The organism is Streptomyces sp. CRN 30 (assembly GCF_034105845.1).
Map to the genome: position 1 here is coordinate 1 of NZ_JAVRHI010000039.1, position 18,288 is coordinate 18,288.

Here is an 18,288-nt window from a genome sequence, read left to right on the forward strand (position 1 = left end):
CGCCGTCGAGTCCGCGATCACCCGGGCCGCCGGAGCCGGGTGACCGCGCGGCGGGCGGCACCGGGCCGGGGTTCCGGCCGTACCGGGGACCAGTGGCCCTGTCGCGCGTGCCGGGGCCGCGCTAGGTTCGTCCCCAGACGCGCGCGCCGGGGGAGGCGGGCGACGACGGACGCCGCGACGGCCTCCTCCGACGGCATGCGGCAACTGCCGGAGGGGGTCTTCCATGAGCCGTCGCAGTCTGTTCCCGGAGGATCCGCAGCGGCTGGGGGAGTACTGGCTGGCGGCCCGGCTGGGGTCCGGCGCCCAGGGGGTCGTCTTCGAGGCGTACGACCCGGCCGGCTCCCGGGTGGCGGTCAAGGTGCTGCACCCGGAGGTCGCCACCGGGGCGCGGGCGCGGACCCGGTTCGCCAAGGAGGTGCGGGCGGCGCAGCGGGTGGCGTCCTTCTGCACGGCCCGGGTGCTGGACGCCGACACCGAGGCGGTGAACCCCTACATCGTCAGCGAGTTCGTGCCCGGGCCGAACCTGGCGGCGGCGGTGCGGACGGCGGGCCCGCTGCGCGGGGACGCCCTGGTGCGGCTGGCGACCGGGGTGGTCACCGCGCTGGCCGCGATCCACCAGGCCGGAGTGGTCCACCGCGACCTGAAGCCGAGCAACGTGCTGCTGGGCCCGGACGGCCCCCGCGTCATCGACTTCGGCATCGCCCGGACCGCCGAGATGACGCTCACCGAGACCGGCGCGGTGATGGGCACTGTCGGCTACCTCGCCCCCGAGACGCTGCAGGGCCGGCACGCCGACGCCGCGGCGGACGTGTTCGCCTGGGGCGCGGTCGTGCTGTACGCGGCGACCGGCACCGAGCCGTTCCGCGGCGACAACCTCGGCGAGGCCGTCGTCCGCGCCCTGGAGCACCACCCCGACCTGTCCGCCCTGCCCGCGCCCCTGCAACCCCTGGTCCGCGCCGCGCTGGCCAAGCAGCCGGAGAACCGGCCCGGCGCCGCCGCGCTGCTGCTGCGGCTGCTCGGCGGCGACCAGGACACCTTCCAGGCGCTGCAGGCCGGCGCCCACGCCGCGGCCCTCGGGCCCCTCGCGGAGGGCACGGTCACCCCGGCGGTGGGCGAGGCGGCCGAGGCTTCCTACCGGGCCCTGTCCCCGGAGGTGCAGCTGGCCGCCCGCCAGATCTGGCTGCGCATGGTGGTCCCGGGCAGCGCCCCGGACGGCTCCCACGACAGCGTCCGCACCGTCGACGAGGACGAGCTGCTCGCGGGCCGGTCCGATCCCGAGCAGGCGCGGGTGCGCCAGGTGCTCACGGCCTTCGCGCACCCCGCCGTACTCGTCCACAAGGACGCCACCGTCCGCCCCGCGAGCGCGGCGGTGCTGCGGGCCTGGCCCCGGCTGCGGGGCTGGGCGGACACCGACCGCGCGGGGCTCAGGATCCACCGCCGGCTGGGCGCGGCGGCCCGCATCTGGCAGCGCGGCGGGCAGCGCCCGGACGACCTGGCCCGCGGGACCGCCCTGCACGACGCCGTGGCCTGGGCCGCCACCGCCCCCAGCCGGCTGCGCGCGAACCGGCTGGAGCGGGCGTTCCTGCAGGCCAGCCAGGAGGCGGAGAGCCGCCGGGCACGCCGTACCCGCCGCATCAACATGGTCCTGGTCGGCGCCCTCGTGCTGACGCTCGTCTCCGCCGCGCTGGCCCTGTGGCAACGCGGCACCGCCATCGACGCGCTCACCGCGGAACAGCGGGCCCTGTCCCGGCAGCTGGCCACCCAGTCGGGCTCGATCCTCGACAGCAACCCCGACCTGGCCTCCCTGCTGGCCGTCCAGGCCTACCGCGCCAGCCCGACCACGGAAGCCACCCACAGCCTGTACGACGCGGCTGCCTTCCCGCTCCGCCGCACCCTCACCGGCCACGAGGCCAGCGTGACGTCGGTGGCCTACGGATCCGGCGGACGCGCCCTGGCCACGGGCAGCGAGGACGGCACGGCACGGCTGTGGGACACCACCACCGGCCGTGCCCGCGTCCTCACCGGCCACGAGGGCTACGTGAACGCGGTGGCGCTCAGCCCCGACGGGAAACTGCTGGCCACGGGCAGCGACGACCGTACGGCGAAGCTCTGGGACACGGCCACCGGCCGGCTGCGCACCACCCTCACCGGCCACCTGGACGACGTGGACGCGGTCACCTTCAGCCCCGACGGGAAGACGCTGGCCACCGCCTGCGACCACGGCATGCTGCGGCTGTGGGACACCACCACCTACCGCATCCGTGCCCGCGTCGGAGGCCAGGGGCACATGAACGCGGTGGCGTTCAGTCCCGACGGAGGCACCCTGGCCCTGGGCAGCGACAACGACAAGGTGCGGCTGTGGGACTGGGCGAGCGGCCGCATGCGGATCCTCACCGGTCACGGGCGCACGCTCCAGTCGGTGGCGTTCAGCCCCGACGGGAGGACGCTGGCCTCGGGCAGCGACGACCGTACGGCGAGGCTGTGGGACACGGCCACCGGCCGGCTGCGCACCACCCTCAGCGGCCACCAGGGTTACGTGACCTCGGTGGCGTTCAGTCCCGACGGGCACACCCTGGCGACCGGCAGCCAGGACCGCACGGTGCGGCTGTGGGACACGGCGACCGGTCAGGCCCGCGCCCTGACCGGTCACCAGGGCGCGGTGAAGGCGGTGCGCTTCAGTCCCGACGGGCACACCCTGGCCACGGGCGGCGAGGACCGCACGGTGCGGCTGTGGGACCCCACCGCCGTGCGCGCCCGTACCCTCACCGGGCACGAGGAATCCGTGCAGGCGGTGGCGTTGAGCGCGGCCACGAGCACGCTCGCCACCGGTGGCGAGGACCGTACGGTGCGGTTGTGGAACCCGGCGACGGGCCGCCTGCGCCACACGCTCACCGGCCACGGGGGCGCGGTGCGGGCGGTCGCGTTCGGCCGCGACGGGCACGTCCTGGCCACGGCGAGCGACGACCGTACGGTACGCCTGTGGGACCCGGCGACGGGCCGTCCGCTCCGTACGCTGACCGGCCACGGGGGAGCGGTGGGCGCGGTGGCGTTCAGCCCCGACGGACGCACCCTGGCCACGGGGAGCGAGGACCGTACGGTGCGGCTGTGGGACCCGGCGACGGGCCGTCCGCTCCGTACGCTCGCCGGCCACCGGGGCGTGGTCGAGGCGGTGGCGTTCGGTCCTGACGGACGCACCTTGGCCTCGGGGAGCGAGGACCGTACGGTACGCCTGTGGGACCCGGCGACCGGCCGCGCGCGTGTCCTCGACGGTCATGAGGGCGCGGTGGGCGCGATGGCGTTCAGCCCGGACGGGCGCGTCCTGGCGACGGGCGGCGCGGACCGTACGGTGCGGCTGTGGGACCCGGCGGCGGGCCGCTCCCGCACGACGCTCACCGGACACGGGGACGCGGTCGAGGCGGTCGCCTTCAGTTCCGACGGGCGCACCCTGGCCTCGGGCGGCGACGACGGTACGGCGCGGCTGTGGGACGTGGACCTGCTGAACCAGGCCGCGGCGATCAGCAGGATCTGCGAGGTCGTCGGCCGGGACCTCACCCCGGAGGAACGGGCCGCGTACCTCGAGGGCCGGTCGACGAAGGAGGTGTGCCCCGCCCGGCAGCGCGGGGCCGACTCAAGGCGCGCACCGGCCCGCTCGTAGGCTGCTCACCGGGGGACGGACGAGGGGGCCGACGACCCCGGTGCGGAACCGCGCGTCAGCGGTGTCGTCGACCGGGTGAGACCTGCTGGGTCGGCCGCCCCGGACGCGGAGAAGGTCGCCGGCCCCTGGAGTCGACTGGGGCGCGCCGACCTCACGGCCGGCGTGCCGGCGCAGCGGCTGGAGGAGTACGTCGACGCCCTCCTCGACCGCTACGCCTGCCCCGTCCCCGTGGGCGCGGGAGTCAGCAGACGCCGTCGCCCGGCTTGGGGTTGCCCAGGCCGAACAGCGGGCGCAGCTTGAGCCCCACCCAGGTGCCGGCCAGCGCGAACGCGCCCCACAGCCAGCCGCTGAGGCTGCCCGAGGCGATGCCCGCCAGGTAGGCGCCGATGTTGCAGCCGCCGGCCAGCCGGGCGCCGATGCCCATCAGCACACCGCCGAGCACCGACGCGAGGGCCGTGCGCCAGGGGATGCCGCGGTGCAGCGCCCAGGTGCCGGCGAGCGAGGCGGCGACCGCCGCGCCGAGCATGATGCCGATGTCGGTGAGGCTGTTCTTGTCGGCGAGGACCGGGCCCGCCAGCATCTTGGCGTTGCCGGGCTGCTGCCAGAACGACCAGGTCTCCGGGTGGCCGCCGAGCGCGCGCACCAGCTCCGAGCCCCACAGGCTGAAGGCGCTCGTGACGCCCCAGGCGCCCCCGGACACCAGCAGCACGCCCGCGCCGAGCACGGCCAGCGCCAGGGCGCCCGCGGCCAGCGGCCAGGAACCGCGCAGGGCCCGCAGGGCCGCACCGCGCGCGGAGGGCACGGGGCCGAGCGGCGGCGGGTTGCGGCGGGCCTGGACACGTCGGCTGACCAGCACCACGAGCAGCAGCGCGGCAACGGTCACGACCCAGGAGCCGAACCAGCCGATGTGGTCGGACATGACGACCGGCTCCCAGGCGGGGAGGTCCTTCCACAGGTCGAACCGCCAGGCGGCGAGCGTGGCGCCCAGGATGAACCCGCCGAGCGTCAACAGCACCGAGGTCTGCCCCGAGCCGACGACGTACAGGGTGCCCGAGGCGCACGCGCCGCCGAGCTGCATGCCGATCGCGAATAGGACCGAGCCGACGATCAGGCCGACCCCGATCGACCCGCCGGACGGCGCGGGCTGCGAGCCGAACAGCCCGGTCTCCGTGCCGATGATCAGGGCGAACAGGGTGGCCGTGGTGCCGAGCAGCAGCGCGTGCGCGCGCAGCCCGACGCCGTTGCCGACCGCGACGAGCTGCCGCCAGGCGGAGGTGAAGCCGAACCGGGAGTGGAAGAGCGCGACGCCGAGGCCGATCCCCAGCAGGAGCAGCACGCCCGGCTTGGCACCGTGCGTGGCCCACACGTACGCGGTCAGGGCCACGGAGAGCAGCCCGGCCACCACGAGCGGCGTCCGCCGTACCGGCGACAGGGGCGGGGCCGTGGGCCGGGGCGAGGAGGTGGGGGAGGGGGTGAACAGGGTGGCGGTCGTACGGGGCGGCGCGGCCTGCTCGGCGGGTGGTGCGGTGGTCACGGAAGATCTCCGGTGTGATGCACGGGGGACGGCGGGGACGGAGCGGTTCCGGCCGGCGGCGCGGTACGCGCGGCCGGCGCTGGGCTCAACGGCGACAGAGACCGTCGTCGACGCACCACGCCGAGTGCGCGAACAGCGCGAGGCCGAGGCGCGACGACGGGGCGGATGCAGACATGCGTACGAATATACGGACTGGAAGGTTCCGGACGCCGCGCCGTCTCGCTATGTGGAAGTCATTCTGAGACGGAGAGGGAGATGGAGACGCGGGACGGAGGGGGCGCGGGAGGCGGACCCGGGACGTCTCCCTCAGACGACCTCGTCCTGCGCGGAGGCACCGACGGGACCGGTGGGGCCGGTGGGACCCGTGGGACCGGCGTAGCAGTGGACGGTCACGGTCTGCCGCGACCCCCACCGCTGCTCGCGCGTGGCCAGGAACTCCCACCCCAGGCGCTCGTACAGGGCCGCCGCGGCCGTGTCCGACGCCACGACCTCCAGCACCGGATGCAGCCCGAGCCGCCCGGCCTCCCGTACGGCCCGGCCCAGCAGGAGCGCACCGATCCCCCGCCCCCTGGTCCACGGATCGACGAAGAGCCGGCTCACCACGGCGGCCCCTTCCGCCCCCGTGCCGTTCCGCTCGCCCCACAGTGCCGGCGCCAGATCCCCGTCGCCGCTCCGGGACAGCCCGACGTGACCCACGACGCGGCCGTCGGGTGCGGTGCCGACCCAGGCCCCCAGCATGCCGGCCCGCGCGAGCCACTCCGCGGGCCGGCCGGGCCAGTTCACCGGGTAACCGTCATGCCGGTGGACCTCCGCCAGTACGCGTACGCAGTCGCCGAGGTCACCCTCGGCCCGGGGCCGGACGGCGGGGCCCGGCCGCTCGCCGCGTGGTGCGTGGGTGCCGCTGCTCATCCCCATCCCCGGATGGGATCACGGGGAGCAGGAGCGTGACCAGCAATTTCCTCGTCACCCACAACAACCGCACGGGTGTCGGCGGAAGTTGGGCAAAAGAGATCGACATCTGGTTCGATTGGTGCGTGATCTTGTACTCCCGCACCCGTACCCGTGCCCGGAAAGGCAACCGCTGATGTCACCCGTCGTCGACCGCGTCCCCACCGTGTCGTTCCCGTCCCTTTCCGCTCCGCACGCCCGGGTGCAGGGTCACACCGCCTCCCGTTCCGCCGCTCCGTTCGACGCCGCCGACGCGGGGGTCCTCCGGGTCGTCTCCGATCCCCGGACCCCGGTGTTCGTCACCGTGCACGCGGGTGGCCGACGCCGCTACGGCTACTGGCGGCCGTACGACTCCCGCACCCGGCGGGGAGGCTGCTACGTCGCCCTGCCGACCTCCGTCTGCGACCGGTTGCACTCCACGGGCCGCATCCTGCTCGGAGACCCCCTGGAGGACCCGGGCAAGACGACGTACCGCGTCTGGCCCGCCCATGCCCCGGCCCTGCCCTCCCGCGGGCCGGGCGCGGCGGCGCGCAGGCCCGTTCCGTCCGTGCGGCGGGTGACGCAACCGCTCGTGGCCTGAACCGGGGGCGAACGCGGCGGGCGGCTCCACCCCTGTCCTGGCGCGCCCGTGGGAGAAGCCCGACGATTCCCTGCGCTGTGTCTTGTCAGGGACATGAACCGTCTCTAGAGTCCGGACCTAACCGGAGAGGTGGGAGCGCTCCCATCCGGGCCCAGTGAGGCCGGGAGCGGAAGGTTCCCGCACCCGCGTCCCCACGACGCCCGCCGGAGAGGATCTCCCGCATGCGACCGTCACCACCGCGCCCGCGCCACTCGCGTCCCCGTCCCCGTCCCCGCCCGCGGTCCGCGCGTGCCCTGCTCGGCGCCCTGTTCACCGCGCTGACCGCCCTGGCGGCCCTGGTCACCGTCGCCCCCGCGGCCCAGGCGGACACCACGCTCTGCGAGCCGTTCGGCACGACGACCGTCCAAGGGCGCTACGTCGTCCAGAACAACCGCTGGGGCAGCAGTGGCACCCAGTGCGTCACCGCCACGAACACCGGTTTCCGGGTGACGCAGGCCGACGGCTCGGTGCCGACGAACGGCGCCCCGAAGTCGTATCCGTCGGTCTTCGACGGCTGCCACTACACCAACTGCTCCCCGGGGACGAACCTCCCCGCGCGGATCAGCGGCATCTCCAGTGCGCCCAGCAGCATCACGTACACGTATGTCGGCAACGCCGTCTACAACGCCTCGTACGACATCTGGCTGGACCCGACGCCCCGGACCGACGGTGTCAACCGGACCGAGATCATGATCTGGTTCAACAAGGTCGGCCCGATCCAGCCCATCGGCTCCCAGGTGGGCACGGCTTCGGTCGCCGGGCGCTCGTGGCAGGTGTGGCAGGGCAGCAACGGCACCAACGACGTCCTGTCCTTCGTCGCCCCGGCGGCGATCGGCAGCTGGAGCTTCGACGTGATGGACTTCGTCCGTGCGACCGTCTCCCGCGGACTCGCCCAGGACAGCTGGTACCTGACGAGTGTTCAGGCCGGGTTCGAGCCCTGGCAGAACGGCGCCGGGCTCGCCGTGGAGTCGTTCTCCTCCGCCGTCCGCACCGGAGGCGCCGGCCCGGACGTTCCCGGGAACCCCGGTCAGCCGGTGGCCTGTGAGGTGGCGTACGCCACGAACGTCTGGCAGGGCGGCTTCACCGCGGAGGTCACCGTGGCCAACACCGGCGCGTCTGCCGTCGACGACTGGCGGCTCGGCTTCGCGCTGCCCGCGGGACAGCGTGTCACGAGCGCCTGGAACGCCTCGCTCTCGGGCTCCTCGGGCGCGGTCGCGGCGAGCGGGCTCGGCCACAACGCGCGGATCGCGTCCGGAAGCAGCCAGACGTTCGGCTTCCAGGGCACCTACAGCGGCACGTTCGCCAAGCCGGGCGGCTTCACCCTGAACGGCAGCACCTGCACCGTCCGCTGATGCGGCGTACCCGTACGGACGTCACGCACGCCCCTGTCTCCCTCGCCCCTCCGGGCGGCACGTTCCCCGGTGAGGGCGAGGGTCCAGCCTCCCGCGCTCCGCTTCCGGCAACACCCGACCACCCGATGGACCCGACCATCTGAAAGGAGCGAACGTGGCTCGACGCAGCAGAATCCTCGCGCTGGCCGCCGCCTTCGCCACCCTGCTCGCGACGCTCGGCCTGACCCTGCTGGGCCAGAACCGTGCCGAGGCGCACGGAGTGGCGATGACGCCCGGATCGCGCACGTACCTGTGCTATCTGGACGGTCGCAGCGGCAACGGCGGCATGAACCCGTCGAACCCGGCCTGTCGGGCCGCGCTGGACAAGAGCGGCGGGACCCCGCTGTACAACTGGTTCGCCGTCCTGGACTCCAACGCGGCCGGCCGCGGCGCCGGTTATGTGCCGGACAACACCCTGTGCAGTGCAGGCGACCGTTCCCCGTACGACTTCTCCGCCTACAACGCGGCCCGCGCCGACTGGCCCCGGACGCATCTGACCTCCGGGTCGAGCATGCGGGTCAAGTACAGCAACTGGGCCGCGCACCCCGGTGACTTCAAGGTCTACCTGACCAAGCAGGGCTGGTCACCCACGTCCCAGCTCCGTTGGAACGATCTCGACCTGATCCAGACCGTGACGAACCCGCCGCAGCAGGGCTCGGTCGGCACGGACGGCGGCCACTACTACTGGAACCTGAACCTGCCGTCCGGCCGCTCCGGTAACGCGCTGCTCTTCATCCAGTGGGTGCGCTCGGACAGCCCCGAGAACTTCTTCTCCTGCTCCGACATCGTCTTCGACGGCGGGAACGGCGAGGTGACCGGCATCGGTGGCTCGAGCGGCACACCGGACCCGACGCCCGATCCCACGGACCCGCCCGACCCCACGGACCCGCACACCGGCTGCATGGCCACGTACAACGTGACCAGCTCGTGGTCGGGAGGCTTCCAGGGCTCCGTCGAGGTGATGAACCACAACACCACGCCGATGAACGGCTGGGCGGTGGCCTGGAAGCCCGGCACCGGAACGAGGCTCAACGCGGTGTGGAACGGTTCACTGTCCACGGCCACCGACGGCACGGTCACCGTGCGCAACGTGGACCACAACCGCACCGTCGCCCCGGACGGCAGTACGACCTTCGGGTTCACCGCCACCTCGACCGGCAACAACGTCCCGGTCGGGACGATCGGGTGTGTGCAGTGACCGGATGAGGCGGTGATCTGCCGCTTCTTGCCCAGTGCCTCGCGCTCCGCGCGCCGTACCTCGTGCTCCGTGCTCCGTGCTCCGCCTCCGGGCGGACGGCCCGCCCCGTTCAGGGGGCGGCCCGTCCGCCCGGAGGCGTGAGGAGTACGGCCACGTCGACGAGTGGCGGGAACCGGGCGGGTCACACGGGCACCTTTTTTTGCTTCTGCTTTACCATTTGGGAACCCGGCCGCACCCGGGGGCGTTGACCCGACGGACCGCGACGACGCGACCGACGACGAAGACCCGACAGGCAGCAAGAAGAAGCCGAGGTGGCACCAGTGGCGATGTGGGACCGGATCAAGGACCAGGCCAAGAACTTCCAGCAGTCCCAGCAGTCCCAGGGCTCCCACGGAGCCGGCGGACACGGGCAGGGGCAGAGCCCCTACGGCCAGGGGCAGAGCCCTTACGGGCAGGGCCAGAGTCCCTATGGGCAGCAGCAGGGCCAGAGTCCGTACGGGCAGGGTCAGGGGCAGAGTCCCTACGGGCAGGGCCAGCAGGGCGGTCACGGACCGGGGGCGGGCTCGTCCTCCGGTGGCACCAAGGCCAAGCTGATCGGCATGCTCAAGTCCCAGCTAGCGTCGGCGAAGACCGAGCTCAAGAGCGGTGCCTACCGGGACGCCAGCATGGCGATGTGCGCGCTGGTGGCCGCGGCCGACGGGCATGTGGAGCCCGCGGAGCGGCAGCGCGTGGAAGAGCTGATCGTCACCAACGAGGTCCTGCAGAACTTCCCGGCGGACCAGCTCCGCCAGCGCTTCAACCAGCACGTGGACCGGCTCGTCTCCCACTTCGAACTGGGCAAGGCCGAGGCGCTGCAGGAGATCGCCAAGGCCGCCAAGAAGCCGGCGGAGGCCCGTGCGGTCATCCAGACCGGCATCGTCATCGCGGGTGCGGACGGGCACTTCGAGCAGTCCGAGCAGTACGTCGTCCGCGAGGCCTGCGCGGCCCTCGGCGTCTCGCCCGCGGAGTTCGGCATCTGACGCGACCCTCCACCCCCTGCCACCCTCTGACCGCCTTCCCGCCTCCCCGCCGGGCCTCGCTCCGCCGGCGGGAGGCCGGTCCGCGAGAGGGGAGCACCGTGTCCGGAGACGGTCCCGGCCCGGTCCTGGTCGCGGACGCGGGGAACGAGCAGGATGTGCCCCCGGCCGGCCGCCCTCGGCCTGCCGGGAGGCCCGCGCGGGCCCGGCCCCGGCCTCGACCGCCCGGAGGGCGTCAGCGCGCCGGCGCCGCGGTCCCGGTCGTCGTGCCGACCGGTAGGACCGGGCGGGTCGACCGGCAGACCCGCACCCTCCCGCGCGTCGGCTGACGGGCCCCCGCCGCTGTCGCGCGCCGCCGCCCTCCGGTCACCCGCGCTCGGGGCCGGCGGACCAGTCGCGGTAGGGGATGCGGGCGAGATCGTGGATCTCCCCGACCGTGCCCCACTCGTTGCCGCCCAGCCGGGCCAGCGGGCGCAGCCGCCCGATGTCCGGGCGGCCGTCCACCAGGACGTCGTCGTCGACGACGACGTGCACGACGCGCCCGAACACCACCGTCGAGTTGCCCAGGCCCAGTGTCGAGTGCAGCGTGCACTCGATCGCCACCGGGGCCGCGGCCACGCGCGGCGGCTTCACCCGTAGCGAGGGCTCGCTCTCGATGCCCACCGCGTCGAACTCACCCTGATCGGCGGGGAAGTCGGTCGCGGTCGCGTTGATCTGCTGGAGCAGCGGTTCGGGGGTGAAGTTGACGACGAACTCGCCCGTCTCCTCGACGTTGCGCAGCGAGTCCTTCCGCCCGACGGAGGTGAACTGGACGATCGGCGGGTCGGTGCAGGCGACGGTGAAGAACGAGTGCGGTGCCAGGTTGGCCGTCCGCCCGTCCCCGCCGAGGGTGGAGACCCACGCGATCGGCCGGGGCACGACCACGGCTGTGAGCAGACGGTAGAACGAACCCGGATCCATGGACTCCGGTGAGTGGTCGACGCGCATGACAGCACGTTATCGGCCGTCGCGCGAGCGCCCAAGCGGCCCCGCGGTCACCACGGTCGCACCGACCGCACGGGTAACACCGCTGTCACAGAGGCGCCATGGACATTCCAAAGGATGATCATAGAATTCGACGGCTGCACCACCCCGTACCCCCCACCACCCGGGAGGAGCACGTGATCAGACGTCACACGGCCGCCTCGGCCGCCTCGGCACTCGTCACCGCCTTCGCACTGACCGGCACGCTCACCGGCCCCGCCGCGGCGGCGCCCGGCGCGGCGTCCGCGGCCGCCGGCACGGCGCAGGACCGGACGGCGGCGGTCGCCACCGCCACCACGCCCGTCACCCACGAGCAGAACGACCGCGTCCCGGAGGGCGCGGCCTGGACGCAGCACTACTTCCCGTCCGCGGACGACTCCGGCGCCGAACTGCACGCCGACGTCCTGCTGCCGGAGAACCTGCGCAAGGGCAAGAAGGTGCCCGTCATCCTGTCCGTCGGCCCGTACTTCGGGCACTCCGGGCAGAGCAGCGACGAGGGCTGGACGCACACCGGCCCTTCGGTTCGCTTCAACGACTTCGTCGAGGGCACCGACCTGTTCGCCGAGAACTACGCCTTCGTCATGGTGGACCTGCGCGGCTTCGGCGGCTCCACCGGCTGCCTCGACTGGGGCGGCCCCGGTGAGCAGGCCGACGTGGAGGCGGCGATCGACTGGGCCGCGAAACAGCCGTGGTCCACCGGCGCGGTGGGCATGTACGGCAAGTCGTACGACGGCGTCACCGGCCTCATCGGCAACAACCTGGACCAGCGCGCGCTCAAGGCGGTCATCGCCCAGGAGCCCGTGTGGGACATGTACCAGTACATCTACTCGAACGGCGTGCCCCGCCCGAACGTCACCGGCACCGCGAACGCCTACAACGGCATCGCCACGCTCGACCCGCTGCCGGACGACGACCCGCGCTACCAGGCCAACGCCCGCTGGGAGGAGTCGAACCCGGAGTGCCTCGCGCAGAACTCGGCCGGGTACCGAATAGCCGACCAGCAGGACCCGCACTGGAAGGCCCGTGACCTGGCGAAGCTGGCCAGGGGCACGGACACCCCGCTCTTCGTCACCCAGGGCTTCGTCGAACCCAACACCAAGCCCGAGGAGATGGAGGAGTATCTCGCGGGCCACAAGGGCCCCGAGCGCGGCTGGCTCGGCCCGTGGGACCACGTGCGCGGCGGCGACCGCGTCGGCGACGGGCGCCTGGCCATGGGGCGCGAGGGCTGGTACGACGAGGCGCTCTCCTTCTACGACCAGTACCTGAAGGGCATCAAGCCGTCAGTCCGCTACCCGGCCTACTCCGTCGAGGACAACACCGGCGCCTGGCGGGCCCAGAAGACGTGGCCGGTCGTGGACAGATCCGTCACCCTCCCGCTCGGCGGCGGCTCGTACATCGACGACGGCGGCGCCTCCGCGAACGCGGCCCTGGCCGCGGCCGGCGGGTCGACGGCCCCACGGACGCTCGACGAGCCGTCACCGTCCGGCGGCCGGTGGGACCTGGAGAACGCACCCCGGCTCGACCGGGCGGCTCCGAAGGGCCTGCCCGAGGGACAGGCGGAGCGCCAGCGGGCCGGTGACGTCACGTCGAGCTTCTTCGTGTGGTCCAAGCCGGTCAAGGACGACGTGCGCGTCACCGGCACCCCGCGGATCTCCCTGACCGCGAAGGGCGAGGGCAACGTCATGCTCAAGCTGTACGACGTCGCCCCCGACGGCACCGCCGTCATGTTCGACGAGCAGGTCTCCCTGCTGGAGTCGGGCCGACTCTCCGTCGACCTGAAGTCGGCCGACTGGACCCTCGCGGCCGGGCACGTGCTGGCCGTCGAGATCGGCTCCATCCAGACCGGCTCGTGGCGCGACACGCCCTCCGGCGAGACGATCCGGGTCAAGGGCGCGCAGCTGAAGCTGGCGCTGGACGACCCGGCCGACGACGTCGCCACCCACGGGGACCGTTCGCCGTACCTGGACACCTACCTGCGCCAGTACACGGTGGACCTGCCGGCGGGCCCGCCGACGTTCACGGTGCCCTCCGGCCGCCGCCTCTGACACCCCCCGGACACGGGTGGCCGCAACCGGACGCACGGGTCACAACCGGCCCGTGCGTCCGGGCTCCCCCACGCGTCGGCCCGGCGCGACGCCGGGTCCGGGCCGCTCAGCGCGTCCGGGCCGCTCAGCGCGTCCGGCCACCTCGCACGTCTGCTCTTCCTGCCCCTGCTCGCCGGAACGGCCGACCGCTACGCCTGGCGGCCCACCCTGGTGACGCCCGCCCTGGCGGCGCTCGCGGTGGGCCGCGCTGGTGTGGCTGCTGCTGCGCGACCACCCCGCCGACGCCGGTGTGGCACCGTACGGGGCGGCGGACTCCGTACCCCGGCCCGCTCCTGTCGCCGGGGCGGCGCCGGACGGTGACGGTCCTCCGACCACGGCATGCGCGCCACCGTGGCCGCGTCGCTGCTGTCCCTGATCGGTGTCTGCCCGGCGCTGGGCGCGGGCGCCTCCGGCCGGCTCACCGACCGCTTCGACCCGCGCCGGCTGCTCTGCCTGTACTTCGCCGTCCGCGCGCCCACCCTCCTGGCCCTGCCCATGGCCCTGTCGCGCCGGCCGGGCCGACACCACCCACCAGCTGGGCGCCGGCACGGCCCTGCCGGCCCTGGTCGCGGCCCCGGGCCGGGGCGCGCGGCACACCACCCCGTAGAGTCGGCCCCTCCCCGACGCCCACGAACGGACCGGAACGCTCATGCGGGTACTGCTGCTCGGCGGCACCACGGAGGCCCGTCGGCTGGCCGAGCTGCTGCACGGCACGCCCGGCCTGACGCTGACCAGTTCCCTCGCCGGCCGGGTGTCGGGCCCCCGGCTGCCCCCGGGCGAGGTCCGCGTCGGCGGCTTCGGCGGGACCGAGGGCCTGACCGCGTGGCTGCGCGAGCACCGGGTGGACGCGCTCGTCGACGCCACCCACCCCTTCGCCGGCACGATCAGCGCCCACGCCGCGCGGGCGGCCGCGACGGCCCGGGTCCCCCTGCTCGCGCTGCGCCGCCCCGGCTGGACCCCCGTCGAGGGCGACCGCTGGCACGAGGCCGCGTCCCTGGAGGAAGCGGCCGGGCTGCTGCCCGTGCTCGGCCGGCGCGTCTTCCTGACGACCGGACGCCTGGGCCTGGCCGCCTTCGCCGGCCTGGACGACCTGTGGTTCCTCGTGCGGTCCGTCGACCGGCCCGAACCCCCGCACCCGGCCCGCATGGAGGTGCTGCTCGACCGCGGCCCCTTCACCCTCGACGGGGAACGCGCACTGCTGCGCCGCCACCGCGTCGACGTCGTCGTGACCAAGGACAGCGGGGGTGCGGCCACCGCACCGAAGCTGACGGCCGCGCGCGAGGCCGGGCTGCCGGTGGTCGTGGTCCGCAGGCCGCCCGCCCCCGAGGGCGTCCCGGTCGCGGCCGGCCCGGAGGAGGCGGCCCGGTGGATCAGCGAGCGTCTCGGCCGCTGACCGCGCGCGAACCGCCGCTCACTCCACCTCGCTCGCGAGGGCGTTGACCGCCGCGGCGGCGATGGCGCTGCCCCCGCGCCGGCCGCGCACGACGAGGTGCTCCAGCCCGGACGGGTGCGCGGCGAGGGCGTCCTTGGACTCGGCGGCACCCACGAAGCCGACCGGCGCACCGATGACGGCGGCGGGCCGGGGCGCACCCTCGTCGATCATCTCCAGCAGTCGGAAGAGGGCGGTGGGCGCGTTGCCGACGGCGACCACGGCCCCCTCCAGCCGGTCCCGCCACAGCTCCAGCGCGGCGGCGCTGCGCGTGGTGCCCAGCTGCGCGGCCAGCTCCGGGACGGACGGGTCGGAGAGCGTGCACAGCACGTCGTTGCCGGCGGGCAGCCGCTTGCGGGTCACGCCGCTGGCCACCATCTGCACGTCGCACAGGACCGGCGCCCCCGCCCGCAGGGCCTCGCGGGCGCGGGCCACCACGCCCGGGCTGTAGGACAGGTCGCGTACGAGGTCGACCATGCCGCAGGCGTGGATCATGCGGACCGCGACCTGGCCGACGTCGGCGGGCAGGCCCGCGAGGTCCGCCTCCGCGCGGATGGTGGCGAAGGAGCGGCGGTAGATGGCCGCGCCGTCCTTCTCGTAGTCGTACGTGCTCACGGTGGTCTGCTCGCTGTTCTCGGTCGTCGTTCGGCGGGGTGGCCCGGGGAGTGATCCGGCAGTGCGGTTCGGGCGGCCGCGGACCCGACCGCGAGCATATCTACGCTCGTACCCGGCCGTACGTACCGCCCCATCGACGACAGGAGACCGGATGACCGACAGCCAGGAACCCGTCCTGCTGCACACCGCCGGGCGCGCCGCCCACATCACCCTCAACCGCCCCAGGGCCCTCAACGCCCTCAACCACACGATGGTCCGCCGCATCGACGCGGCGCTCGCCGCCTGGGCGGACGACCCGGCCGTCGAGACCGTCGTGCTCACCGGCGCGGGGGAGCGCGGACTGTGCGCGGGTGGCGACATCCGTGCCGTCCACGACGACGCCCGGGACGGCGACGGCACCGCCTCGGCCGCGTTCTGGTACGACGAGTACCGCCTCAACGCCCGCATCGCCCGCTACCCCAAGCCGTACGTCGCCGTCATGGACGGCATCGTGATGGGCGGTGGCGTGGGCCTCTCCGCGCACGGCGGCGTGCGGGTGGTCACCGAGCGCTCGCGGATCGCCATGCCCGAGACCGGGATCGGCTTCGTCCCGGACGTCGGCGGCACCCACCTGCTCACCCGCACCCCCGGCGAACTGGGCACCCACCTGGCCCTCACCGGCGCGACCGCCGGTGGGGCCGACGCCCTGCTGTGCGGGCTCGCCGACCACTTCGTGCCGTCCGCGGCGCTCCCGCGCCTCGTCGCCGACCTCGCCTCACTCCCCGTACGGGAGGCCCTCGCCCGCCATGCCGAACCGGTGCCCCCGGCGGCGGAACTGGCCGGGCACCGGGAGTGGATCGACTCGTGCTACGCCGCCGGCACGGTCGAGGAGATCGTGCGGCGGCTGTCCGCCCACGGGGACCCGGCCGCGAAGGAGGCCGCCGAAACCCTGCTCACCAGATCGCCCACCGCGCTCAAGGTCACCCTGGCCGCCCTGCGCCGCGCCCGCCGCCTCGGCTCGCTGGAGCGGGTCCTGGAACAGGAGTACCGCGTCTCGTGCGCGGCCCTGACCGGCCACGACCTGGTGGAGGGTGTCCGCGCCCGGATCGTCGACAAGGACCGCGCCCCGCGCTGGTCACCAGCCACCCTCGGCGAGGTGACCGACGCCGACGTCGAGCGTTTCTTCGCCCCGCTCGGCGCGCGGGAGCTACGGTTCACCGGCGGCCGGTGACGGGGGAGCGGCGGGCGGAGTGAGCGCGGGCGGCCCGGCCAGGGCCGCCAGTTCGTCGGGGGTGCGCGGACCGGGCGCCGTACCGGGCAGCAGACCTCGCGCGCGCAGCAGCCGGGCGGCCGCGACCCCCCACGGCAGCCGCAGCCCGGCCTGCCGGAGGAGATCGGTGCGGGCCAGCACGTCCGCCGCGGGTCCGGTGAGCGCTCCCGCGGGGGTGAGCAGCGCCGCGTCGTCGGCCCAGCGCAGTGCGAGGTCGACGTCGTGCGTGGCCATCACCACCGTGGTGCCGCCCGCGCGCAGCCCGTCGAGGGTGGTGAGCAGCCGCTCCTGGCCGTCCGGGTCGAGCCCGGCGGTCGGCTCGTCGAGGATCAGCACGCGGGGCCGCATCGCGACGGCACCGGCGATCGCGGTCCGCTTGCGCTGGCCGTGGGAGAGCAGGTGGGTGGGGCGGTCGGCCAGCGCGGTGATGTCCAGCGCGGCGAGCGCCTCGTCGACGCGGGAGCGCACCTCCGCGCCGGACAGGCCGAGGTTCAGCGGCCCGAACGACACGTCCTGCGCGACGGAGGCCGCGAACAGCTGGTCGTCGGGGTCCTGCACCACGAGCTGTACCGCCGTGCGCAGCCGGGTCAGGCCCCGGCGGCCGTACGTCACCGGACGGCCCCCGGCCGTCAGCCGGCCGGTGCGCGGCCGCAGTCCGCCGCTGAGCAGCCGCATCAGTGTGGTCTTGCCGCTGCCGTTGCGGCCGAGGAGGGCGAGGGCCCGTCCCTCGCGCACCGCGAAGTCGAGGCCGTCGAGGACCGTGGGGCCGTCCTCGTACGCGAAGGACACGCCCTCCAGGGCGACCAGGGGGACGTCGCTCATGTCAGCGGCCTCTCCAGTACGAGGGTGAGCGCGGCCACCGCCGCGAGCAGGGCGGCGCTCGCCGCCGTGAAGCGGACCGAGACGCGGGCCTCGGGCACCAGCACGCACAGGGTGCCGTCGTAGCCGCGGCCGGCCAGCCCGGCCTGCAGCCTGGCCGCCCGGTCGAAGGCCCGGACGAACGCGGTGGCGCCGAGTCCGGACAGGGAACGCCACCGGGCGGCCCGGGAGGTGTGCCCGAGCCGCGCGGCCTGCGCCTGGCGGATCCGCCGCAGGGAGTCGAGCAGCAGGAAGCTCATGCGGTACGTCACCAGGGCGACGTCGACGACGGGCGCGGGCACCCCGGCCCGCACCAGCCGCGGCAGCAGGTCGGACATCGGTGTGGTGAAGGCGAACAGCAGCACACCGAGGGAGGCGGCCGAGGCGCGGAGCAGCAGTTCCCCGGCGCGCTGCGGCCCGCCGTCGGCCGGAGCGATCAAGCCGCCCGGACCGCCGACCTCGACGAGCAGGGTGAGCGCGCCCGTCACGCAGAAGCCCAGCGGCACCCGGTAGGCGCGCCACAGCCTGCGGGCGGGCACGCCGGCCGGCCCGAGCAGCACGGCGAGCGCCGTCAGCAGGACCAGGGCGGCGCCCGGCCACGGCGGCAGCAGACTCGCGAGCACCGTCAGGCCGAGCCCGAGCACGGCCTTGTCCACGGGGTGGCGGCGG

At 74.5% G+C, this 18,288-nt stretch carries 15 protein-coding genes; 9 read left to right on the plus strand and 6 right to left on the minus strand.

The genetic code is table 11. The annotated features are described in order from the left end of the window. Positions 1-223: 223 nt before the first annotated feature. Positions 224-3,655: a WD40 repeat domain-containing serine/threonine protein kinase gene (locus tag UW392_RS04085; RefSeq protein ID WP_320773463.1), complete on the plus strand. Its 3,432-nt coding sequence runs from the start codon at positions 224-226 to the stop codon at positions 3,653-3,655. A gap of 241 nt (positions 3,656-3,896) precedes the next feature. On the opposite strand, the gene UW392_RS04095 is transcribed toward UW392_RS04085, so the two are convergent. Together UW392_RS04095 and UW392_RS04100 are read right to left on the minus strand one after the other, a co-directional pair. After that, on the minus strand, positions 3,897-5,189 hold the full coding sequence (locus tag UW392_RS04095) for a YeeE/YedE family protein (RefSeq protein WP_320773464.1): 1,293 nt from the start codon (positions 5,187-5,189) through the stop codon (positions 3,897-3,899). A gap of 306 nt (positions 5,190-5,495) precedes the next feature. Next, positions 5,496-6,104 (minus strand): GNAT family N-acetyltransferase, encoded by a 609-nt coding sequence (locus UW392_RS04100; protein ID WP_414495542.1) that lies wholly within the window; start codon positions 6,102-6,104, stop codon positions 5,496-5,498. Between the two features lie 29 nt (positions 6,105-6,133). On the opposite strand from UW392_RS04100, the gene UW392_RS04105 reads away from it, so the two are divergent. The 5 genes from UW392_RS04105 (at position 6,134) to UW392_RS04125 (ending at position 10,364) form a co-directional block, all read left to right on the plus strand. Beyond that, entirely contained in the window at positions 6,134-6,274 is a 141-nt protein-coding gene (locus UW392_RS04105) for a hypothetical protein (protein ID WP_320773465.1), read from the plus strand. After that, the gene (locus tag UW392_RS04110; protein WP_320773466.1) at positions 6,274-6,717 is read left to right on the plus strand and encodes a hypothetical protein; all 444 of its coding nucleotides are present in this window, start codon (positions 6,274-6,276) and stop codon (positions 6,715-6,717) included. Before UW392_RS04105 ends, UW392_RS04110 begins: the two co-directional genes overlap by 1 nt. 221 nt (positions 6,718-6,938) lie before the next feature. Continuing rightward, on the plus strand, positions 6,939-8,108 hold the full coding sequence (locus UW392_RS04115) for a GH12 family glycosyl hydrolase domain-containing protein (protein WP_320773467.1): 1,170 nt from the start codon (positions 6,939-6,941) through the stop codon (positions 8,106-8,108). A gap of 154 nt (positions 8,109-8,262) precedes the next feature. After that, on the plus strand, positions 8,263-9,345 hold the full coding sequence (locus UW392_RS04120; protein ID WP_320773468.1) for a lytic polysaccharide monooxygenase: 1,083 nt from the start codon (positions 8,263-8,265) through the stop codon (positions 9,343-9,345). 320 nt (positions 9,346-9,665) lie between these two features. Beyond that, positions 9,666-10,364: a TerB family tellurite resistance protein gene (locus UW392_RS04125; protein ID WP_320773477.1), complete on the plus strand. Its 699-nt coding sequence runs from the start codon at positions 9,666-9,668 to the stop codon at positions 10,362-10,364. Positions 10,365-10,727: 363 nt separating this feature from the next. Here the strand turns inward: UW392_RS04125 and UW392_RS04130 are convergent, their stop codons facing one another. Continuing rightward, the gene (locus UW392_RS04130) at positions 10,728-11,348 is read right to left on the minus strand and encodes a flavin reductase family protein (protein WP_320773469.1); all 621 of its coding nucleotides are present in this window, start codon (positions 11,346-11,348) and stop codon (positions 10,728-10,730) included. Positions 11,349-11,521: 173 nt separating this feature from the next. Between UW392_RS04130 and UW392_RS04135 the strand changes: the two genes are divergently transcribed. Continuing rightward, entirely contained in the window at positions 11,522-13,429 is a 1,908-nt protein-coding gene (locus tag UW392_RS04135) for a CocE/NonD family hydrolase (RefSeq protein WP_320773470.1), read from the plus strand. Positions 13,430-14,117: 688 nt separating this feature from the next. Further along, positions 14,118-14,861, plus strand: coding sequence for a cobalt-precorrin-6A reductase (locus UW392_RS04145; RefSeq protein ID WP_320773471.1), 744 nt, complete (start codon positions 14,118-14,120; stop codon positions 14,859-14,861). An 18-nt stretch (positions 14,862-14,879) separates the two neighbouring features. Here UW392_RS04145 and UW392_RS04150 read toward each other — a convergent pair whose 3' ends face one another. Then, on the minus strand, positions 14,880-15,512 hold the full coding sequence (locus tag UW392_RS04150) for a precorrin-8X methylmutase (protein WP_320773472.1): 633 nt from the start codon (positions 15,510-15,512) through the stop codon (positions 14,880-14,882). Between the two features lie 151 nt (positions 15,513-15,663). Between UW392_RS04150 and UW392_RS04155 the strand changes: the two genes are divergently transcribed. Further along, positions 15,664-16,722, plus strand: a complete 1,059-nt coding sequence (locus UW392_RS04155; RefSeq protein ID WP_320773473.1) for an enoyl-CoA hydratase/isomerase family protein — start codon at positions 15,664-15,666, stop codon at positions 16,720-16,722. Here the strand turns inward: UW392_RS04155 and UW392_RS04160 are convergent. Both UW392_RS04160 and cbiQ read right to left on the minus strand, forming a co-directional pair. Next, positions 16,699-17,583 carry an energy-coupling factor ABC transporter ATP-binding protein gene (locus UW392_RS04160; RefSeq protein ID WP_320773474.1) on the minus strand — a complete coding sequence of 295 codons (885 nt, stop codon included), beginning with the start codon at positions 17,581-17,583 and terminating at the stop codon, positions 16,699-16,701. The genes UW392_RS04155 and UW392_RS04160 overlap by 24 nt on opposite strands. Then, positions 17,580-18,288, minus strand: a 709-nt coding sequence (gene cbiQ, locus UW392_RS04165) for a cobalt ECF transporter T component CbiQ (protein ID WP_320773475.1), incomplete at its 5' end; no start/stop codon positions are given. The genes UW392_RS04160 and cbiQ, both read right to left, overlap by 4 nt.

Excerpts from the sequence above, each read along its gene's own strand:
- UW392_RS04115 (WP_320773467.1), top strand. The coding sequence starts at position 6,939 with ATGCGACCGTCACCACCGCGCCCGCGCCACTCGCGTCCCCGTCCCCGT.
- UW392_RS04160 (WP_320773474.1), bottom strand. The coding sequence starts at position 17,583 with ATGAGCGACGTCCCCCTGGTCGCCCTGGAGGGCGTGTCCTTCGCGTAC.
- UW392_RS04100 (WP_414495542.1), bottom strand. The coding sequence starts at position 6,104 with ATGGGGATGAGCAGCGGCACCCACGCACCACGCGGCGAGCGGCCGGGC.
- UW392_RS04110 (WP_320773466.1), top strand. The coding sequence starts at position 6,274 with ATGTCACCCGTCGTCGACCGCGTCCCCACCGTGTCGTTCCCGTCCCTT.
- UW392_RS04085 (WP_320773463.1), top strand. The coding sequence starts at position 224 with ATGAGCCGTCGCAGTCTGTTCCCGGAGGATCCGCAGCGGCTGGGGGAG.
- UW392_RS04155 (WP_320773473.1), top strand. The coding sequence starts at position 15,664 with ATGACCGACAGCCAGGAACCCGTCCTGCTGCACACCGCCGGGCGCGCC.
- UW392_RS04145 (WP_320773471.1), top strand. The coding sequence starts at position 14,118 with ATGCGGGTACTGCTGCTCGGCGGCACCACGGAGGCCCGTCGGCTGGCC.
- UW392_RS04130 (WP_320773469.1), bottom strand. The coding sequence starts at position 11,348 with ATGCGCGTCGACCACTCACCGGAGTCCATGGATCCGGGTTCGTTCTAC.